The organism is Chryseobacterium sp. Mn2064, from assembly GCF_049319685.1.
Classification (GTDB): Bacteria; Bacteroidota; Bacteroidia; order Flavobacteriales; family Weeksellaceae; genus Chryseobacterium.
Window position 1 is genome coordinate 480687 of record NZ_JBMOUE010000001.1, and the last position, 21296, is coordinate 501982.

Below are 21296 nucleotides of genomic sequence, written 5' to 3' on the forward strand. Positions count from 1 at the left end.
ATGGAAAATTCAAAGAAAAAAGCGGCTATTGGCTTTATATTTATTACTTTACTGATTGATATTACAGGATGGGGAATCATCATTCCCGTAGTTCCTAAACTTATTGAGGAACTTATTCATGCAGACATCAGCGAAGCCGCAAAATATGGAGGCTGGTTAGGATTTGCTTACGCATTTACACAATTTATATTTTCACCGCTGGTAGGAAATCTAAGTGATAAATATGGGCGACGACCTATCATTCTGATCTCACTTTTCGGATTCGCTGTAGATTATATTTTCCTGGCATTAGCTCCCACAATTTGGTGGCTGTTTTTAGGACGAATTATTGCAGGAATTACTGGGGCAAGTGTCACCACAGCCAGTGCCTATATCGCCGATATCTCTACTGATGAAGACCGTGCCAAAAACTTTGGCCTGATTGGGGCTGCATTCGGCCTTGGATTCATCATTGGGCCAGTTGTGGGTGGTGTCTTGGGACATTATGGGGCCCGAGTACCCTTTTATGCTGCAGCAGGACTTTGTCTGCTTAATTTCCTTTATGGATACTTTATTCTACCCGAAAGTTTAGATAAAGGTAAAAGAAGAGAATTTGACTGGAAACGAGCCAATCCTATTGGTTCATTCAAGTTTTTAGGGAAGCACCCGGAAATTTCAGGATTGATTGTTTCATTAATACTGATCTATATTGCAGGCCATGCCGTACAAAGTAACTGGAGTTTCTTTACCATGTACAAGTTCAATTGGACAGAAAGAATGGTGGGAATCTCCTTAGGTGTTGTAGGATTATTAGTAGGGCTTGTACAAGGAGGACTTATCCGATGGACAACTCCCAGACTTGGAGAGCAGAAAAGCATCTATTACGGACTTGCTTTCTATGCCGTAGGAATGCTGTTGTTTGCGTTTGCTTCAGAGGGATGGATGATGTTTGTATTTTTAGTTCCTTATTGCTTAGGAGGAATCTGTGGGCCGGCATTACAGTCCGTTATTACGAAAAGTGTTCCTTCCAATGAACAGGGTGAACTTCAGGGAGCATTAACGAGTTTAATGAGTGCGACCTCTATTATCGGACCTCCGATGATGACGAACCTGTTTTACTTTTTCACTCATGATGAAGCGCCGTTTAAGTTTTCAGGAGCACCGTTCTTTTTGGCATTCATCTTAATGGCAATCAGTGTGGTGGTGACTTACTCTGCTTTTCAGAAAAAAAGAAAGTTGTAATAAGATCCATTAAGGATTAAAATAGATAAGGTTAAGGTGAATATAAATCTTAACCTTATTTTTTGCTTTCCTGTGGTAATTTTATGTAAATTGTAATGAAGTTATCTTCTTAAAATTGATCGTATGGATGAGCTGAAATTAAAACAATACCTGAACCGTATCCATTATTCAGGTGAAGCTAAAGCTGATTGGGAAACATTATCTAAAATACATCAGCTACATCCCCAATACATTCCCTTTGAAAATATTGATTCCTATACAGGTGTTGTCCCTTCCTTAGATCCGGAAAATGTTTTTAAAAAATTGGTTACTGATGGCAGAGGAGGATATTGCTATGAGCAAAACCTTCTTTTAAGCGAAGTGTTACAATATCTGGGATTCAAAGTTAAATTACAGCTGGGAAGGGTAGTCTGGAAAAGAGACGAAAACAGCAGTGCTGCACAGACACATTTATTACTCATTGTAGATTATAATGGAGAAAAATATATTACAGACTGCGGTTTTGGTACAGCAACTCTCACTGCTCCAATTTTACTGAATGAAGAAAACCAGCAACAAACTCCCAACGGTTTATTTAAAGTTTCCAGAAATGAAGAAGTCTATATCCTTTGGACATGGAAAGAAAAATGGCTTCCTATTTATCGTTTTAGGCTGGAATTTGTAGAGCCTCTCGATCTGGAAATTGCCAATTGGTATTTGTCTACCCATCCGGAGTCCAATTTCAGGAAAAATCTAGTTCTTTCAAAAGTAGATCCCAATGCTCGTTATACGTATGCAGATCACACCCTGAACATACGTTCCAACGATGGAATAAAAGAATCGGTTTCTATAAAAAATGAGACCCAATTGTTTGAAATTCTCACCAATACTTTCGGACTCAAAGAAAATGCAATTGAAGCTCTGAAAAAAGAGCAGAAAATTAATCCTCTATAAAATTAAGGATATAATTACCGGTGGGCATTGTTTACTTCACGGAATAAAATTCTTAAAATTTGTTTAAATTTTTACTTTATCTCAAATAAATGTATAATCTTTCGTAATTTTACAGAATGGAATTAAGCATTGGAGAAATGGCACTCATTGCCATTGCAATCGTTGTATTATTCGGACCGGATAAACTTCCTCAGATCGCACGTGACCTAGGGGCAGGTGTTAGAAAAATGCGTGGGGCTGTAGAAGATATCAAAACGGAGATTATGAAAGAAACAGATAACCCTGTATCTGAAATCAAACGTGAAATTGAAAAGGTAAAAGATGCTGCCAAGGATTTTAATCCTATGAACGATATCCAAAAAGATATTCTGACAGAGCCGGCTGCAACCAATGAACCTCCAAAACTAAAACCTTCAGAAGACGACACTCACGAAGGACCTGTAAGCAGATAATAGGGTATGGAGGAACTCATTCAGGAAGATAAAAAGGTATTTCTTTACCTTAATAATTTGGGAGACTCTTCTTTTGATCAGTTCTGGATGTTGATTTCCAGTACATGGATCTGGGTTCCCCTGTATATTATATTCCTTTATTTTTTATACAAAAATTACAAACTAAGATCTTTAGTTTTTATTCTTATATTTTTGGCACTTGGGGCAACGGTTTCAGATCAGTTGGCTAGTGTCTTCAAATATGGTGTGGCAAGGCTAAGACCCTGTCACGATCCTACACTGGAGCATCATATGAGGATTGTAAAATGTGGTGGGCAGTACGGTTTTTATTCCGCACATGCTTCCAACACTTTCTTTTTGGCTTCTTTTTTAAGTATTTTGCTGAAAAATAAGCTAAAATGGTTTCCTTATGCTATATTTGTGTGGGCTATAGTAGTATCCTACAGCCGAATATATTTAGGAGTGCATTTTCCAATTGATATTTTGGTGGGAGCGTTTGTTGGATCTTTATTGGGAGTGGTATTTGGTGCACTCGCCAAGAAAGTGATCAACAAGCAAACTATAAACTCATGAAAAAATCTTTATTACTTGCAGCATTTATTTGTTTCCTATCCAACGCTAAAGCTCAAGACAAAAAACTGGCAGAAGAATGTTTCAATAAGGCCGATTATAAATGCGCCGAAGAGCAATATCTTAAACTGGCAGAAAAAGAACAAATCCAGAAATTTCAATCTGAATATTACGATTACCTGGGAACTTCTCAAAGGAGGCTGGGAAAAACGGCTCTTGCTTTTAAATCTTACGAATCAGCTTTAAAGGCAAACCCAATGTCGGTGTCCGTATATGCAAATCTTGCTTCTCTGTACAGCCAGAAAGGAAATAAGGCCAAAGCATTGGAATACGTAGAAAAAGGGCTTAAAGTGAATGCAGAAAACCCTGATTTGTATCTTACGCGTTCCAAGATTTATGACAGCCAGGGAAAAACAGATCTTGCTATGAAAGATCTTAATCAGATTCTTACATTTGCACCAGATAATATTTTCGCCAAAACAGGACTTGCCAATCTAAAGAAAAATAGCGGAGATCTTGATGGAGCCTTAAAAGACTACAACAAGCTTATTGCTGAGAAACCGGAATCATTGTTGTACAACGGTCGCGGAGATGTTTATTTTAAAATGAAAAAATATAAAGAAGCTCTTACGGACATTAATAAAGCAATATCTATTGATACTAAATTTGCACCATCATATGTAAGTAAAGCCTTGATCCTGTTCGAAACGGCTAAATCTAAAGAAGCTTGTGAAAACCTGGATAAAGCCGTCGCGTTAGGCTATGAGAAAGCTGTTTTGATAGAATATTACGCCAAATGCATAAAGAAATAATTGATAGTTTTTAAATAATATGTTTTGCTGATGAAGTGAAACGTTTTATGGAAAAATGCTCTGATCATCAATACCCATGCTAAGTAACAACTTAGTATAAATGTTTTAAAACTCATAAAAATGTTGAATGTTGTTCTTGTAGAACCCGAAATACCCAATAATACAGGAAATATCGGAAGATTATGTGTCGGTACAGAATGTAAGCTGCACTTGATTCATCCCTTTGGATTTATCATTAACGATAAAAACCTGAAGCGCTCCGGTTTAGATTACTGGGTTCATCTTGATGTTACCGAATATGCCAACGTTGAAGAGTGGATTGAAAAGATTCCTGATATGTCACGGGTTTTTTTAATGAGCTCACATGCTGAAAAATCGTACCTGGAGACAGATTTTCAGGATGGAGACTGGCTGGTATTCGGAAAGGAGAGTGTAGGGTTGAGCAAAGAGGTTTTAGACCGTTTTGAAAACCATTTGACCATTCCGATGTCAAAACTCATCCGAAGCTTTAATATTGCTAATTCTGTGGCTTTTGTGGTAGGAGAGGCGAAAAGACAGATCGGTTTGAAAATATAAAATATTGATTTACCGCTATACTCAAAATAATAAACGTATACAATAAAAAAGAAACCTTCTGGAAGCAGAAGGTTTCTTTAGTCATTATGATAAGGTTTTCCCTGTAGAATCTGATCAGCCCGATACAGTTGCTCAACGATAAACAAACGGATCATCTGATGGGTAAATGTCATTTTAGATAAAGACATCTTTTCGTTGGCTCTGCTGTACATTTCTTCTGAAAAACCATAAGCTCCTCCAATAAGGATATGTACTTTTTTAACAGAAGAATTCATCCACGTGTCAATTTTTTGAGAAAACTCACGGCTCGTAAACTGTTTTCCTTTTTCATCAAGAATCACAACGAGATCATTTTTGTCAATATGATTCAGAAATAACTTAGATTCTTCCTTTTTAAGGAGATCTGAAGACAGGTTTTTAGCATTCTTAACATCAGGAATTTCTGTAATTTCAAAATTCCAGTGTTTAGGTAACCTGTTGAGATAATAATTGATTAAAGAAGTGATTTCCTTGTCGTCTGTTTTTCCGATACAAAGTAAACTGATGCGCATTTATAAGAAGTTTCAGAATACAAAGATAGGATTTCAAAGGGTAAAGGTCAAGTTTTGAGTGTGGATTTCGGGATGTGGGGTATTAGTGGCTGGTTGCTAGTTGTAGAGCATGGGGTGGGAACTGTTTTTGCCCCCCTCAAGCGCACTCATATTCAAACTCCCTAACATCTCCCACCTATCTTTTCCCTATTTAATTTAATTCCCCTACATTTGTATTAAACAAACAAATAGATGGGTGTAAAGGTTCCTAATTTTATTTTGAAGATTCAAGATTTTTTTGATAGCATTCATATTCCTGTTTTGGGAATATCGCTTTGGCAGATGTTTCAGATCTATATCTCGGGGATTTTCAAAGGGAAAATAGGACGTAAAGCCGCTGCTATTTCCTGGAGCTTTACCATCAGTTTATTTCCATTTATTTTGTTTTTGCTTTCGGTACTTCCTTATATGCCGCATTATGATAAATTGCAGTTCTATATTTTTGATGTACTAATGCATAATGTTTTTCCTTCGAATATGGAAGGTGATGTAAGAGGATATATTGAAAACAATATTATTCCCAATATGAAAGGGATCAGTAATCTTACGATTGTTCTGGCTCTTGTTTTTGCTACTAACGGTACTTTTTCCCTGATCAATGGATTTAATGAAAATACAGCAGAAAAGCTAAGTGATGTGAAGGAGTTTATCCTTTCATTCTTTATTACAATAGGATTTATTACCATTGTCTTTTTAACGCTTTTCGGGGTGTATTATGTGGAAGTTGTTATGAAACTTTTTACCCCTGCCTACGACATTACCTGGCTGGTAGACAACCTTTCCAGTATCATTGGTTTTGTGTCGTTTCCGTTGTTTTATTTTATTCTTCTGACTTTATTTTATTGGTTGGGAACGGTAAAGATTACCAGATTCAGACAGGCGGTGCCCGGAGCAATTTTAACGACTGTCCTGTTTTTGGTTACGACTTATATCTTCGCTATTTATGTAAAAGATATCGCCCGTTATAACGTTCTTTACGGCTCCATCGGAAGTATGATTTTACTGATGGTCTGGGTAAATGTGAACGTATATCTTCTTCTATTCGGAAATGAATTGAATATGGCTATCCGAAAACTCAGAATAGAAAAACTTCTTTCAGACGAAATAGAGAAAGAAACTACTCAATATCATCAGATTGCGGAACCGGATTTTGACAACAATGAAGAACACCGCAGAAAATTGAGTGACCTGAAGAAAGATTAATCCTCCTCCGGTTCACTATTTCCTTTGGAACTTATACTTAAAATCATATATCCCAAAATAGCGGCGATAAAGGAAGCAATAAGAATAGCAAACTTAGCTTCGTCCTGAATAAGAACTTCTTCTTTAAATGACAATAGCGCAATAAAGATAGACATGGTAAACCCAATTCCGGCCAGTAGACCTACGCCAATCATTTGGGTCCAGTTGCTGTTTTGAGGCAGAGAACTGAGCTTTAATTTAATAGCGATTAAAGAAAATAGATTAATTCCAATCAGCTTACCTAATATCAAACCGCAGATAATTCCTAGCCCCAACGTACTGGTAACTCCCGCTACCATATCATTGGAAAAAGTAATATTGGTATTGGTAAGAGCAAAGATAGGCATGATCATAAAACTTACAGGAATATGAAGCCTATGTTCCAGCTTTTCTAAAGGAGAAATTTCTACATTGGATGCATTGGTTGGAATAGAAAACGCCAGCAAAACACCAGCTATTGTGGCATGAATCCCGGAATGATGAAGGAAATACCATAAAAATAGCCCCGGAATAAGGTAAAATATGATTTTTGTGACTTTTAAAAAATTCAAAAGAAACAATAGCGCCGTAACTCCAAATGACAGTAAAAGATAAGTCCAATGAATCTGTTCCGTATAGAAGATCGCAATCACAAGTATAGCTCCCAGGTCATCTACAATTGCCAAAGCCGCCAAAAATATTTTAATAGAGTTCGGAATTTTCTTCCCCAGCATAGAGATGATGGCGAGTGAAAAGGCAATGTCGGTAGCCATAGGAATTCCCCATCCGTTGCCGTATTCTGTACCAGCGTTAAAAAGGGTGTAAATTACAGCCGGTACAAGCATTCCTCCCACTGCTGCAAAGATAGGCAGGGAGGCATTTTTGAACGAAGACAGTTCTCCTTCTACAAGTTCTCTCTTTATTTCAAGTCCTACCAACAGGAAAAACACAGCCATTAATCCGTCATTGATCCATATGCTGACAGGATATTCCAACCCGAAAAGGTGAGTGCCAACCTGCTGATCTAAAAACCGTTGAAAACTTTCAGCAACAGATGAATTGGCAATGAATAATGAAACGAGCACACAGAAAATAAGGATAATTCCTGAAGACTGGCTGTTGTTGAAAAATTTTTTAAAATAAAGAGATAAATTCATGTTTAAGATTGTAATCGCCTCACTCTTGAAACGCCATTAATACTTTTAAGTTTTTTGAAGGTCTCTTCAAGCTGACCTTTATTTTTTACTTCCAAGTTGATGTTTCCGGTGAAAACGCCGTTGTTGGATTCAATAGACATGCTTTTCATATCCATTCCCATACTTCCACTGATGACGGTGGTAATATCGTTGATCATACCCATTCTGTCTAATCCTTCAATCTCGATTTTGACTCTATTTTTGAAGCTTTCAGCATTTACCCATTTGGCAGGAATGACACGATAGTCATACTGTGCTCTAAGGTTAATGGCATTAGGACAGTTGTCGCTGTGTACTTTGATTCCATCTGAAATCGTAATAAATCCGAAGATTTTGTCTCCAGGAATTACTGTACAGCATTTTGCATAGGTATAATTCAGTTTTTCCTCATCTTTTCCGAAGACGATCATGTCGAGATTTTGCTCTTTAGGCTCTTCGAAATGCGTATTCTTCGTTGGGGATTTTCTGAATCTGGAAAGTAAATTATTGAAAACGTTTTTACTTTCTATGTATTTTCTCAGACTGCTTGCATCCAGCTCATTGCTCTGGAATTTTAGGAACAGCTCCTGAGATGATTTTAAATTGAAAAACTTCTGAAGTTTATTCACTTCTTCATCATTGAAATTAATTTTCGCATGACGGAGTTTTCTCTGTAAAGTTTCTTTCCCTTCTTCTACCAATTGGTTTTTCTGAGAGTTTAGATAACTTTTGATCTTTGACTTTGCCTTTGAGGTCACCACAAATTCCAGCCAGTCAGATTTAGGCTTCTGATTCTGAGAGGAAAGAATATCAACCTGATCTCCATTTTGAAGAACGTAGGAAATAGGCACCAGTTTTCCATTGATTTTTGCGCCCAGACATTTCATACCTAAATCGGAGTGAACCGAAAACGCAAAATCTAAAGCAGTTGCATTGGTAGGGAGAATTTTAATTTCCCCTTTCGGAGTAAAGACAAATACTTCCTTCGAATACAAATTGAGCTTAATATTATCTAACAATTCAGACGTGGAAAGGTTCTGTTGCTGCTCAAGAACTTCACGGATTTCTGTTACCCATTTTTCGAAATTCCTGTCATCAGAACTTTGCTTGTAGCCTTCTTTGTATTTGTAGTGTGCTGCCACCCCTTTTTCGGCAATTTCGTCCATCCTTTCGGAACGAATCTGTACTTCGATCCATTTTTTATCAGGGCCCAGAACGGTTAAGTGGAGACTTTCGTAACCTGTAGAACGGGGCTGAGTGATCCAGTCACGCATTCTTGACGGGTTACTGTGGTAAACATCTGTAACAATGGAATAGATTTTCCAGGCGAGAAATTTTTCATTTTTAGCATCGGATTTATAAATAATTCTGATCGCATAATTATCAAAAACTTCTTCAAAGGAAACTCCTTGTTTCAGCATTTTTCTGTAGATAGAAGAAATCGCCTTTGCACGTCCCTTGATCTTAAAATTCAATCCTTCTTCACGAAGTTTTTCAGATACTTCGGTCTTAAATTCTTCAATATATCTTTCACGGCTTTCTTTGGCAAGCTCCAATTTTTCCGTGATTTCGTTGTATACTTCAGGACTGTTGTATTTCAATGATAGATCTTCCAGCTCAGATTTGATGTTGTACAAACCAAGACGGTGTGCCATTGGAGCGTAGATATAAACTGTTTCTGAAGCGATCTTTTTCTGTTTGTCAGGAGCCATGCTTTCCAGCGTCCTCATATTATGAAGACGGTCTGCAATCTTGATCAGGATAACTCTGAAATCCTCAGATAAGGTCAGCAGAAGTTTTCTGTAGTTTTCAGACTGTACAGAAATATTCTGATGATTCATGATAGAAATCTTGGTGAGCCCATTCACGATGTTGGCAATCTTCTGTCCGAAGATTTTCTTGAGATCTTCGTAGGTATAATCTGAATCTTCGATGACGTCATGCAACAGGGCGCAGGCAATAGACGTTGCCCCCAAACCAATCTCCGTCGCTACAATTTTGGCAACCGCAATAGGGTGGTAGATGTAGGGTTCTCCAGATTTTCTCCTTTGATCTTTATGGGCATCTAAAGCAATATCAAATGCCTTTCGGATAAGTTTGTTATTTTCCTCATCCAAAGTTCTGTATGTATTCGAAATCAGATCCTTATATCTTGCAAGGATCTCCTTGTTCTCTTGTTCTAAGTCGTAACTCATTTGTGCTAATGCCTATAATTAGACGAAAATACGAAAATTTTTGCTTTTTTCAAACATAAAAAATCCGCAGAACGTTCTACGGATTTTTGAGTATAAGTTTTAGTGCGGTTAGAATTTTACTTCTGAATTCATACCATCACTGGATGTTTTGATTTTTACATCAGGACTGTTGTGTATTTCTGCCCTGTTTCTTGCGTCTATGTACTTTTTAATGGTATCATAGTTGGTTTCTTTCACATTCATTCCTTCAAATAAGTATGCTTTTAAAGCAGCATTTTGATGGAAGATACTTCTGGCATTTTCAACCTGATCGTTATCTTTTACCGTAACACTGGCCAAGTATTGAGAAGTACCGTTGTCACAAAGGTATATCACATAATCTGAATTGGCAAAACCTGAGTTTTCCAGATCACTTTCAAGCTTTTTGTAATCGCTGTGGTGCTCGAATAGCCCCGCTAGTATATTTGACATAGTTAATTGGTTTAAAGTTATGACTAAAGGTAGTCATTATTTTCCTATTTTATTGTGTTTTCTGTCGGTAAAGTTTGTTAATTAACATTTCATTTGTATAATAACGGGTGATTGTTTGATAATATTTATTGAACGCGTGTTTAATTTTGTCAATTTGGTAAAATTGAAATAAGAGCAATTGATGTATTCCAATCTTCTGAATAGCTCTTCTATAAAAGAATGATCTATGATGAAATGTATTTAACTCTAATTTTCTGTAGATAAATTGTTGTGGGACTTTCCTGCCTGATTATTACGGGGATCTTACGGAAAAAAGTGGAATTTTAGTTAATAATTATAAAAAAAGAGAGACAGAACTCGTGGGAACTGCCTCTCTTTTTAGGGTTAATTAAAAATAGCTTAAATTTTTTCGTTCTTAATTTCCTCAACAATTTCCGGATTCAATAACGTGCTGATATCTCCGAAGTTACTGAAGTCACCTTCTGCAATTTTTCTCAATATTCTACGCATGATTTTTCCTGAACGTGTTTTCGGAAGTCCGGATACAAACTGAATTTTATCCAGTTTTGCAATAGGGCCTATCTGATCTGCAATAAGCTGGTTGATTTCCTTTTTAAGGTTGTCTTTATCACGGCCTTCCCCAATTTCTTTAAGCATGACATATCCATAAAGAGCATTTCCTTTAATGTCATGAGGATAACCAACAATAGCCGATTCTGCTACAGCAGGATGCTGGTTGATACTGTCTTCAATAGGAGCAGTTCCCAGATTGTGCCCGGAAACAATGATAACATCATCTACACGCCCTGTAATTCTATAATAGCCTACTTCGTCTCTCAAAGCACCATCTCCCGTGAAATATTTCCCAGGGAATGCCGTGAAGTAAGTCTCTTTATATCGCTGGTGATCTCCCCAGATGGTTCTCGCAATGCCTGGCCATGGAAAACGGATACAAAGATTACCCGTTACCTGATTACCTGTAATTTCGTTACGCTTATCATCCATCAAAACAGGCTGTATCCCTGGTAGAGGCAAAGTAGCGTAAGTAGGTTTGGTTGGTGTAACAAAAGGTAGTGGCGAAATCATGATACCTCCTGTTTCTGTCTGCCACCAGGTGTCCACGATCGGACATTTCTTTTTTCCCACATGATCGTTGAACCAATGCCATGCTTCATCGTTGATAGGCTCTCCTACGGAACCAATTACTTTTAAGCTACTCAAATCATGTTTATCTACCCATTCTGCACTTTCTTTTGCTAAGGAACGGATGGCTGTTGGTGCTGTATAGAATTGAGTAATTTTATGTTTTTCAATAACTTCCCAAAAACGGTCCGGTTCCGGATAAGTAGGAACGCCTTCGAAAATAACAGTGGTAGCTCCATTTAATAACGGACCATACAGAATATAGGAATGTCCTGTGATCCATCCGATATCAGCGGTGCACCAGTAAATATCATTCTCTTTATAGTTGAATACATTTTTGAATGTATAGGCTGTATACACCATATAACCGGCACAGGTGTGAAGCATTCCTTTTGGTTTTCCGGTAGAGCCGGAAGTATAAAGGATAAAAAGGGGGTCTTCAGAATCCATGATCATTGTGACAAAGTCGGGAGACGCTTTTTCATAGAGATCAGCCAGCCAGAAATCTCTTCCTTCTTTCATTTTGATCTCGTTATGCGTTCTTTTTACCACCAATACTTTTTCAATAGTCGGTGTTTTTTCCAAAGCTTCATCTACGATGGTTTTCAGGTCTAAAACTTTGTTTCCACGATAGCTTCCGTCTGAGGTGATAACCATTTTAGCTTCACAGTCATTCACTCTTGAGGCGACTGCAGAGGCGGAAAATCCAGCAAAAATAACAGAGTGAACGGCTCCCAGTTTAGCACAGGCAAGCATGGTAATAGCCAGTTCAGGAATCATAGGGAGATAGATGCATACTCTGTCTCCTTTTTCAATTCCCATCTCTCTTAAAACATTGGCTGTTTTGTTGACTCTTGTATATAATTCGTTGTAGGAAATATGCTGAGCCTCTTCTTTCGGGTCGTTGGGCTCCCAAATGATGGCTGTTTTGTCACCTCTTACGGCAAGGTGTCTGTCTATACAGTTTTTGGTAATATTGAGTTTGGCATTTTTGAACCAGGTGATCTTGGCTTCATTCATATCGTACTTAACAACCTTGCTCCATCTTTGATACCACACAAAGTTTTGATCTGCAACCTTATCCCAGAATTTTTTAGGATTCTTGATGGATTTTTTATAGTCTTCGAAATACTGTGGTAAATCTTCTATTAAGTAATTTCTCATATCCCTTTCGTTTTTTGAAATTTGAATTTATTATATTTTAAATTTATGTTTAATTTCCCGTTTAAGCCCTATATTCATTGATTTTTTGCTGAATTTCTTCGATGATTTTTTCGTCATCAATAGTGGAAGGAATCTGAAAATCTTTCCCATCTAATAGGGTTCTGATGAGTTTTCTTAAAATTTTTCCTGATCTTGTTTTGGGTAAGCGTTTCACAACCATTGCATTTTTCAGAAAAGCTACCGCCCCGATTTTGTTGCGAACCATCTGAATAATATCTTTTTCAACGTCTTCTTCAGAAATCGCAGAACCATTTTTCAAAACAACGGTGGCGAAAGGAACCTGTCCTTTTAAATCATCATCTACTCCTACCACAGCACATTCTGCAACATCAGGGTGAGAAGAAACAATTTCTTCCATTTCAGAAGTGGAAAGCCTGTGGCCTGCAACATTGATCACGTCATCAACTCTTCCGGTAATGAAAATATAACCGTCTTCATCCTGTATCGCTCCGTCTCCTGAAAAATAATAACCATTGTACTGGGACAGATAACTGTTTTGAAAACGCTCATGGTCTTTCCAGATTCCTAGCATCGCTCCTGGAGGAAGCGGTAATTTGATAACGAGATAGCCTTCATGGTGTGGATCGAGTTCCAATCCATTTTCGTCGAAGATTTTAATATCATATCCGGGGATGGGTTTCCCTGCTGAAGCTCTTTTGATGGTATACTCATCGTTAAAGGTCATAAGCCCAAGCATTGGCCAGCCGGATTCTGTCTGCCACCAATGATCAATTGCAGGAACTCCAATATGTTCTGCAAACCAGTCCAAGGTGGCTACGTCGCATCGTTCACCTGCCAGAAACTGTTTTCTGAAATGAGACAAATCGTATTTTTTAACCAGTTCACCGTTAGGATCTTCTTTTTTTATGGCTCTGATGGCAGTAGGAGCAGTGAACATCACTGAAACTTTATATTCTGAAATAATTCTCCAAAACGTTCCCGCATCTGGAGTCATAATGGGTTTTCCTTCAAAAATGATGGTGGTATTTCTGTTGATCAACGGTCCGTAAACGGAAAAGCTGTGTCCTACAGCCCATCCGAAATCTGATGCTGCCCAGTAGGTTTCTCCGGGTTCCACTCCGTAGATGTATTTCATAGAAAACTTCAGCGCTGTGGCGTATCCTCCGGTGTCTCGAACAATTCCTTTTGGCTTTCCGGTAGTTCCTGATGTGTATAACAAATAGAGTGGGTGGGTAGATGGTATAGAAACACAGTCAACAGGTTTAGATTTTTCAACTAATTCTTCATAGTCAATTAATCCTTCAAACATTTCGTGTTGATTGTCAACAAGCTTTCTGTTATAAACAACAATATGATCTACTTTATCCTGCGCAAGTTCAATCGCTTTTTCTACTAAAGGAAGATAGGGGATTCTTTTGGCGATTTCTATTCCTGCAGTCGCGGTGATGAGTACTTTGGGCTTGCAGTCGTCAATTCTTACGACCAACTCATGAGGTGCAAAACCTCCGAAAACAACATTATGTATTACTCCAATTCTTGCACAGGCCAGCATCGCAAACAGTGTCTGGGGAATCATAGGCATATAAATAACAGCGGTGTCTCCTTTTTGCAGTCCCAACGATTGTAATCCGCCCGCGAATTTTGAAATTTCTTCTTTTGCCTGACTGAAAGTATACGTTTTCTTCTGTTGCGTTACAGGAGAATCATAAACAATAGCAATCTGATCTCCAAAACCGTCTTCAATGTGTTTGTCAATACATAAATAGCACATATTGAGCTGTCCGTCGGCAAACCATTGAGGGTAGTCATTTTCATCTGTAGAAAGAATTTTTTCCGGAAACTCAAACCATTGTATTTGTCCGGCTTGTTCTTTCCAGAAATCTTCTTTGTTTTCTATGCTTTGTTTAAATAAAATTTCGGTATTCATATCAATAGTCGTGTGTTTGATTTTTTTACCTTGACAAGGGTAAATTGCGAAGCTTCGCTTTAAAACATCTCTTCAATCTGCTGCATCAGTTTTTTGATGGAATAAGGTTTGGTGACATAAGCATCAGCTCCCATTTCCAACCCTTTTTCAATATCCCGTGGATTGTTTTTGGCACTCAAAAAGATAACTTTGGTGTCCTTCAGTTTTTCGTCCTGTCTTATAATGTCCAAAGTGCTATATCCATCAAGATTGGGCATCATAATATCGAGGAGGATTATATCGGGAACCATGGTCTTCAGAAACTCAAGAACTTCCGTCCCGTCTCTTGCAATATAGACATCGTAGCCGTTTTTCTTAAAGCTGTATTCCAGTGACATTAATATTTTGTGTTCGTCATCCGCAATAATTATCTTTTTCATAGTTCGTTTTTAATGATGTTCAACTTCATTCTTGGTTTCTTGTATAATTTTTTTAGGAATGCTGATCGTGAAGGTAACACCCAGCCCGCTGTTTTCGGCTTTTATGCTTCCTCCATGGGCTTGTACAATTTTCTTGGAAATTGCCAGTCCCAGTCCGCTTCCTGTAGGTTTTAAAATATTCTGATTTCGGGATTGATAAAATTTGTCAAAGATCATTTCAAGATCTTCATCCGGAATATGTTTCCCGGTATTGAAAATGGTAATGATCAGATGTTTATCTTTTTCAAATAATTTCGTTTGTATAGTTCCCTGTTCGTCTGTAAATTTCAGCGCATTTCCCCAAATATTCTGGAATAATTGGATCATTCTTGCTTCATCATAATCAAAAACGAATTGATTCAACAGATCAACTTCGCTTAAATGAATGTTTTTCTGCTGTATGAGATGAAGAATGGGGCTTAATGCCTTTTTATAAGTTTCAATAATATTGTAGGGCTGAATATTTAATGAAATTTCACCATGTTGAAGCTTGTCAAGGTAAAGAATATCATTAATAATCTCGCTCAATCTGTCGGACTCCGTGATAATGTTATTTAAAAATTCCTGTTTTATTTCGAAAGGAATGTCATCATCATCTGCTAAAATTTCCCCGGCAGAACGAATGGCAGTGATTGGGGTTCTCAATTCATGCGCTACCGAATCCAGGAAATCATCCTTTTGGCGATCTTTAATAATAAGACTCTCGTTGGCGGTTCGCAGGTCATCGGAAAGCTTTTGCAGTTCTTCGGACTGTTCTGTGAGCTTTTTATTAAGAGTGATGTTTTCTTTTGATTCTTCAAGAATATTTAAAACTTCTTTTAATGAAATTTTATCCTCTTTTGTTACGCCTTCAATTAAGATTTTAGCAGAAGCGGTTCCTATTCTGCCTGCTAGAAGGTTTTCTGAAAATTTGATAAACCTTGAATCGGCAGTTTCGGTTTTAGAATCGATATTGTATTTTAAATTGAATATCCTTAGGGCCTGTTCGGTCTTATTTTTTCCTAAAAATCTTTCCAAAATATTCTGAATGTCGGAAATATAAGCTGTTCCGCGCCAGATAAAAGCATTTTCATGATTTTGAATGTATTTATCGATATCTACATACAGTTCGGCGAAGTTTCTTTCACGATAATTTCCTTTGATACTTACTGAAACAATCGTGAATAAACTGGTGTTCACTAGAATAGACCAGAAAAAGATCTGTGGAATCCTATCCAGATAAGATATTGAAAAGAATCCGAAGGCATTGTACATTTCTCTAAGAGCGCCCTTCAATTCCTGATTATACGAGAAATAATACTGTGGAATAATCAATCCGAAATAACAGATGGCAAGTCCGGCAGCAAGTCCTGTAAGAGCACCTTTGTAGCTTCCCCGTCTCCAGAATATTGCTCCAAAAAAAGCAGGAGCTAATTGGGCAATTACTACAAAAGAAATTAAACCAACAGAATCCAGAGAGGTTTTCAGGATAAAATATTTGTAAAAAGCAAAAGCCATGATAATCAGAGCAAAAATGCTGAACTTTCTGATATTGGTAATGCTTCTGGTGTTTTGTTCTTCATTTTCAGATTTGAGCTTCCCAAGCAATCCGTAAGGAATGATGAGGTTATTGGAAAGCATGATGGATAGGGTGATGGCAGAGATAATGATCATCGAAATGCATGAGCTTAATCCACCAAGAAATACCAATACAGTAATCAGGGTGTTGCCAAAATGTTGTGGAATGAGAATTGAGTAGAACTCCGGATTTACTTTTTGTCCGTCAAAAATCAATCTTCCTCCCCAGGCAATCGGAAATATAAATAGAGTGAAAATTAAAAGATAAAGGGGGAAAAACCAAACGGCAGTTTTGATATGTTTTTCCTGTCTGTTTTCAATAATGGCAGTGTGAAATTGTCTGGGAAGAATGCAGATTGCCGTGGCTGAAATCATACAAAGTACCATCCAGTTCATAGCGCCTTCAATTCCGTTGAAGGTGTTTTTAGCTTTGAAATCCTTAAAATGACTGGCTTTTTGGTAAATGTCGGAAAAGCCGTCAAATACATAATATATCACAAAAAGACCTAAAATAATGATAAAGAAAAGTTTCAAAAAGCTTTCTAAGGCAATGGCGGAAATAATTCCTAAACGTTTTTCTGAAGCATCAACATATCTGGTTCCGTAATACGAAGAAAATAAGGCAATCAGAATAACCACGAATGTTGCATTATCTGTGAGGATGTCCTGCGACATCGGGGTTTCTGTTACCAGGTGAAAAGTTTCGGAGATCGCTTTTATCTGAAGTCCAATATAGGGAACAATAGCTAAAAGGCAGACTATCGTTATGATGGCGCTCAGGCTTCTGCTGTTTCCGTATCGTAAAGAAATAAAATCGGCCAGACTACTGATTTTATTAACTCTCGAAATTCTTACAATTCTCGTATTGATGTAGATCCACGCAGGAATAATCATGATGGGACCAATGTATATCGTCAGATAATCTAATCCGCTGGTGGCAGCCACTCCAATACTTCCGTAATACGTCCAGGCTGTACAGTATACAGCAAGAGAGAGTGCGTAAATGTAGGGATTGTTGATCCAAATTTTACTTCTTTTCTTCTCTGCCAGATGGGCAACTAAGAACAGAAGAGCCAGATAGAACAAGACTACAAAAAATAATGAAACACTACTCATCGTATCTTTTTACAATTACTAATGAAACCACAATAGAGAACATCCATACAGCGAACAGGTAAACCAGGATCATAGGATAGCCCAAAACTTCTTTGTCACTGTTGAAAAGAAGAGATATAGGAATGCTGAAAGCAATCATGAGCCCGATGCTTAAGATGATCAGTTTTTGTTCGTGTCTTTTTTTCATAAATGATGATCAGTAAAAGATAATTGATGAACGAGAGCTATGATGTCATCCGTTCATCAATCATCAATTTTTTTAAATTATATTTTGTCGTCAGAATATTCTCCTGTTAAGGCATAATATCCGAAAATAGCCATTCCACCAGAGATAATGGGCATCAGTACAAACAAAATGATGATGCCGAAAACCAGATCTTCCTGTTTTCCTGAAGTAATCTTTGGAATTCCCAAAACCGTAGTTCCGAAATATCCTACAATCACCGCTACGGCGATCCAGAGTATACCTAATATTTTTTTTAGTCCGTTCATTTTAGTTGTTTTAAAATTAATAAAAAATTAAGTGATTGAATGCTTAATCGTGAAGATTATTGTTCTTATTTTTAAGATAAATCAATCCAATGATTAAACACACTGCAGCAACTCCAATAGGATACCAAAGTCCTTCAAGATACCATGTCGCATGGCCGGCTTCTTTTCCTGTGGTAACTAGATAGGTGGCCACAGCAGGTAATAATCCTCCAAATACCCCATTTCCAATGTGATAAGGTAAAGACATAGAGGTGTAACGTATTCTCACCGGGAACATTTCAACCAGGAACGCGGCAATAGGTCCATACACCATTGTTACAAATATAACCTGAATAAATACTAGGAATACAAGATACCATTTCGTATTGTCGCTGAGGGTAACACTTTGGGAAACTTTTGCTTCTTCGGGCTTTCCGTCTTTCATAGCAGGTTCTGTAGGAGACCAGTGAACAATGCTGTCTTTTTTGATTAACGTTCCGTCTGTATAGAGAGCTTCATGATGAAAAGTAACAAGGCTGTCTGTTGTAATGCTATTATGAATCTTAGCTGTTCTTTTCTCTGAAATTCCATTGGCGGCAATTGTTTTATTTTCCAGATTTACACTTTTAAACATGCTGTCATAAATAGGGCGGTAGGCTAAAATTGCAACCAGCATTCCTGTCATCATTACAGCTTTTCGTCCAATTTTGTCCGAAAGCCATCCAAAGAATACAAAGAAAGGTGTTCCCAGGAAAAGAGCGGTTGCCATCAGAGAATCTACCTGTGCTGATTCTACATTCATTACTTTTTGCAGGAAGCTCATTGCGTAGAATTGACCGGTATACCAGATGACCCCTTGTCCCATGGCAGCTCCAAACAAGGCAAGAAGAACAAATTTGAAATTGTATTTGTTTCCAAAACTTTCTTTTAAAGGATTTTTAGACGTTTTTCCTTCACTTTTAGCTTTTGCAAAGAGAGGAGATTCCTTCATATTTTTTCTGATGATGTAAGAAACTCCCACCATTAAAATAGAAATCCAGAAAGGAACTCTCCATCCCCAGTTATCAAATTCGTCATGAGAAAGAGAATTTTTGGTGACCAGAATGACAATCAGGGAGATAAAAAGTCCTGCAGTTGCCGTTGTCTGGATCCAGGAAGTCCAGTAACCTCTTCTGTGAGGTTGTGCGTATTCTGCGACATAAGTGGCTGCACCTCCGTATTCACCTCCAAGAGCTAATCCCTGCAATAGTCTTAAAATTAAAACTAAAACAGGAGCCATAAAACCAATCGTTTCATAGCTGGGAATACATCCAATAAGAAACGTAGAGAAGCCCATGATTAATAAAGTGACAAGGAAGGTGTATTTTCTCCCGATAATATCTCCCAATCTTCCGAAAAATAACGCTCCGAAAGGTCTTACAACAAATCCGGCAGCAAAAGTAGCCAGCGTAGACAAAAATGCAGCAGTAGGATTATCTGCAGGAAAGAATTTGGTGGCCAATACGATGGCTAAACTTCCAAAAATATAGAAGTCGTACCATTCTATCAGAGTTCCGAGTGATGAAGCAGTAATAACGCTCCAAATTGTGCGGTTTTTCTGCTTATCGGTCATATTTTCGTAGCTTTCGTGATGATTTTCGCTCATATTGATTAGTTTTGATGTTTGTGGAATAGTAGTTAATTCATTCGCTGAAATGTTATGCTTTTTTATAGATAAATTTGAAACTGTACAATAAATTCCCCTTTTGAAGATGGACTTTCTGTAGGACTTGTATAAACCGGTCTTGTTGAATATTGAGTCGTTATTTTTGCATGATGGCCATCTATAAACCAGTTTGCGCCAATATCAAACTGTGATGATGATTTGTCAAATGCTTCAAAGTTTTTATGAGTGTAAGCGGCAAAAGGCTGTATTCTTATTTTCGGCTTTTCGGCCTGGCTGGGTAATAGCAATCCTGCCTGGGCGTAGATAATATTACCTGTTCCGATGGTAGGCTGTAGATTTCCTGGGCCTGCGATTGCTTTATTGCCGATAAAATTAGGGTCGGATGCTGCAATGTTCATGGTTCCCAGATTTCTTACATAGTTCGGGCCGAAATTGTAGTTATAATATCCTGCATACGCCGAAACGGCCATTTTATTTTTTGCTTCTCCCAGCGGAATGTCTGCAAATGCATCTACAGCAAAAAGACTGATGTCGTGCTTTTCAATATTGGAATTAACAGACGTTCTGGTGCCATCTGCCTGATGATAGAAGCCTGCTCCGATGTTGAATACTTTTTTAGTCCCCAGATAAGAACCTACTTTAAAAGGAAGTGTATTGGATTCTTCATCAAGGAATTGATATTCAACATAACCGGCTTTTGAAAAGCTAGGATTTCCGTTATTGTCTACAGCAACTGCTTTTGAAGGATCGGTAACGTTTACCGGTGTTAAATCTGTTGCGAAAGGTTTGTTGAGACTGAAACGGTATTCAAGTTTACCATATTTTCCTTTGGCAAACATTCCAAGCTGTCTGGCAAATTGGTCGGAGTGGTCAATCAAAGGCCATGAAAAAACTGGTGAATCTATCGTAAGAAAATTGAGAGTAGAGGCCATTGTCATTCGGGATAATCCCATATAATAATGAAGCCCTGCCCCTAAAGATAAACTGAATTTTCCCGCTTCTCCAGGTAAAATCACTGCATATTCATTCCAGGCATCATGAAAAAACAATTGTGTTTTCTTTCCGTTTCCGTAACCGCCTGTTCCCGATGTTCCTGTAGCACCCCCATTGATGAAGGTTTGATTGTTGATTCCAAAATGAAGAAGAATCATATATCTTTTAGAGATCTGAGCATAGGTGAGGGCCCGCAATCTCCTGTTTCCTATGCTCCAGGAGTTGTCGGTGGGTTCTCCGCCAACCATACTTCCCGGATTCATGGAAGTGTTTCTCAACCACAGCTGGTCCCATAAAATAAATCTGATGAATTTGTCTCCCTCAGGGTTGAGGTTTACTTTTAATCCACTGCCATAATCAGGAGAACCTTGAGAGTATAGAGAACTGCTGATTAAGGCAACTCCAATGAATGTAAGTAATTTCTTCATAAATTATCAATTTTTGGCGTTGTTTTTTGTGAATGCCAAATTGTAATTAATAATTTATTTATGAAAATTTAATATATATTATTGCTAATGATATAGTTATAATTTATTTGTAAATTTAATGTATTGATAATTAGTT

The 21296-nt window shown here is 37.7% G+C and carries 19 protein-coding genes; 7 read left to right on the forward strand and 12 right to left on the reverse strand.

Annotated elements, in window-relative coordinates; all coding sequences use genetic code 11:
• From ACL9RH_RS02150 to ACL9RH_RS02175, 6 genes are all read left to right on the forward strand, one after another.
• Complete coding sequence (locus tag ACL9RH_RS02150) at positions 1 to 1221, forward strand: TCR/Tet family MFS transporter (RefSeq protein ID WP_422691680.1); 1221 nt, start codon at positions 1 to 3, stop codon at positions 1219 to 1221.
• 123 nt (positions 1222 to 1344) lie between these two features.
• Positions 1345 to 2154: an arylamine N-acetyltransferase family protein gene (locus ACL9RH_RS02155; protein ID WP_422691681.1), complete on the forward strand. Its 810-nt coding sequence runs from the start codon at positions 1345 to 1347 to the stop codon at positions 2152 to 2154.
• 116 nt (positions 2155 to 2270) lie between these two features.
• Positions 2271 to 2606 carry a Sec-independent protein translocase subunit TatA/TatB gene (locus ACL9RH_RS02160; protein ID WP_422691682.1) on the forward strand — a complete coding sequence of 112 codons (336 nt, stop codon included), beginning with the start codon at positions 2271 to 2273 and terminating at the stop codon, positions 2604 to 2606.
• A gap of 6 nt (positions 2607 to 2612) precedes the next feature.
• Positions 2613 to 3179 carry a phosphatase PAP2 family protein gene (locus ACL9RH_RS02165; protein WP_422691683.1) on the forward strand — a complete coding sequence of 189 codons (567 nt, stop codon included), beginning with the start codon at positions 2613 to 2615 and terminating at the stop codon, positions 3177 to 3179.
• Positions 3176 to 3988 carry a tetratricopeptide repeat protein gene (locus ACL9RH_RS02170; RefSeq protein WP_422691684.1) on the forward strand — a complete coding sequence of 271 codons (813 nt, stop codon included), beginning with the start codon at positions 3176 to 3178 and terminating at the stop codon, positions 3986 to 3988. The genes ACL9RH_RS02165 and ACL9RH_RS02170 overlap by 4 nt, the downstream gene beginning before the upstream one ends.
• A 120-nt stretch (positions 3989 to 4108) precedes the next feature.
• Positions 4109 to 4564, forward strand: a complete 456-nt coding sequence (locus ACL9RH_RS02175; RefSeq protein WP_422691685.1) for a tRNA (cytidine(34)-2'-O)-methyltransferase — start codon at positions 4109 to 4111, stop codon at positions 4562 to 4564.
• A gap of 77 nt (positions 4565 to 4641) precedes the next feature.
• Here ACL9RH_RS02175 and ACL9RH_RS02180 read toward each other — a convergent pair whose 3' ends face one another.
• Complete coding sequence (locus tag ACL9RH_RS02180) at positions 4642 to 5115, reverse strand: 23S rRNA (pseudouridine(1915)-N(3))-methyltransferase RlmH (RefSeq protein WP_422691686.1); 474 nt, start codon at positions 5113 to 5115, stop codon at positions 4642 to 4644.
• A gap of 231 nt (positions 5116 to 5346) precedes the next feature.
• Between ACL9RH_RS02180 and ACL9RH_RS02185 the strand changes: the two genes are divergently transcribed.
• Positions 5347 to 6357 carry a YihY/virulence factor BrkB family protein gene (locus tag ACL9RH_RS02185; protein ID WP_422691687.1) on the forward strand — a complete coding sequence of 337 codons (1011 nt, stop codon included), beginning with the start codon at positions 5347 to 5349 and terminating at the stop codon, positions 6355 to 6357.
• On the opposite strand, the gene nhaA is transcribed toward ACL9RH_RS02185, so the two are convergent.
• The 11 genes from nhaA to ACL9RH_RS02240 all read right to left on the reverse strand — a co-directional run bounded on the left by nhaA (position 6354) and on the right by ACL9RH_RS02240 (position 21160).
• Positions 6354 to 7532 carry a Na+/H+ antiporter NhaA gene (gene nhaA, locus ACL9RH_RS02190; protein ID WP_422691688.1) on the reverse strand — a complete coding sequence of 393 codons (1179 nt, stop codon included), beginning with the start codon at positions 7530 to 7532 and terminating at the stop codon, positions 6354 to 6356. The two genes, ACL9RH_RS02185 and nhaA, sit on opposite strands and share 4 nt — an antisense overlap.
• Before the next feature lie 2 nt (positions 7533 to 7534).
• Positions 7535 to 9745 carry a RelA/SpoT family protein gene (locus ACL9RH_RS02195; protein ID WP_422691689.1) on the reverse strand — a complete coding sequence of 737 codons (2211 nt, stop codon included), beginning with the start codon at positions 9743 to 9745 and terminating at the stop codon, positions 7535 to 7537.
• A gap of 108 nt (positions 9746 to 9853) precedes the next feature.
• Entirely contained in the window at positions 9854 to 10216 is a 363-nt protein-coding gene (locus ACL9RH_RS02200) for a hypothetical protein (RefSeq protein ID WP_422691690.1), read from the reverse strand.
• Between the two features lie 399 nt (positions 10217 to 10615).
• Entirely contained in the window at positions 10616 to 12523 is a 1908-nt protein-coding gene (gene acs / locus ACL9RH_RS02205; RefSeq protein ID WP_422691691.1) for an acetate--CoA ligase, read from the reverse strand.
• Between the two features lie 61 nt (positions 12524 to 12584).
• The gene (locus ACL9RH_RS02210; RefSeq protein ID WP_422691692.1) at positions 12585 to 14471 is read right to left on the reverse strand and encodes an AMP-binding protein; all 1887 of its coding nucleotides are present in this window, start codon (positions 14469 to 14471) and stop codon (positions 12585 to 12587) included.
• A gap of 59 nt (positions 14472 to 14530) precedes the next feature.
• Positions 14531 to 14890, reverse strand: a complete 360-nt coding sequence (locus ACL9RH_RS02215) for a response regulator transcription factor (protein WP_422691693.1) — start codon at positions 14888 to 14890, stop codon at positions 14531 to 14533.
• Positions 14891 to 14899: 9 nt separating this feature from the next.
• Positions 14900 to 17602, reverse strand: a complete 2703-nt coding sequence (locus ACL9RH_RS02220; RefSeq protein ID WP_422691694.1) for an ATP-binding protein — start codon at positions 17600 to 17602, stop codon at positions 14900 to 14902.
• Complete coding sequence (locus ACL9RH_RS02225; RefSeq protein WP_422691695.1) at positions 17595 to 17789, reverse strand: hypothetical protein; 195 nt, start codon at positions 17787 to 17789, stop codon at positions 17595 to 17597. The genes ACL9RH_RS02220 and ACL9RH_RS02225 overlap by 8 nt, the downstream gene beginning before the upstream one ends.
• A 77-nt stretch (positions 17790 to 17866) precedes the next feature.
• The gene (locus ACL9RH_RS02230) at positions 17867 to 18094 is read right to left on the reverse strand and encodes a DUF6814 family protein (protein ID WP_422691696.1); all 228 of its coding nucleotides are present in this window, start codon (positions 18092 to 18094) and stop codon (positions 17867 to 17869) included.
• A 43-nt stretch (positions 18095 to 18137) separates the two neighbouring features.
• Entirely contained in the window at positions 18138 to 19718 is a 1581-nt protein-coding gene (locus tag ACL9RH_RS02235) for an MFS transporter (RefSeq protein ID WP_422691697.1), read from the reverse strand.
• Positions 19719 to 19780: 62 nt separating this feature from the next.
• A complete protein-coding gene (locus ACL9RH_RS02240) occupies positions 19781 to 21160 on the reverse strand; it encodes a porin (RefSeq protein WP_422691698.1) in 1380 nt (459 codons plus the stop codon).
• Positions 21161 to 21296: the final 136 nt, after the last annotated feature.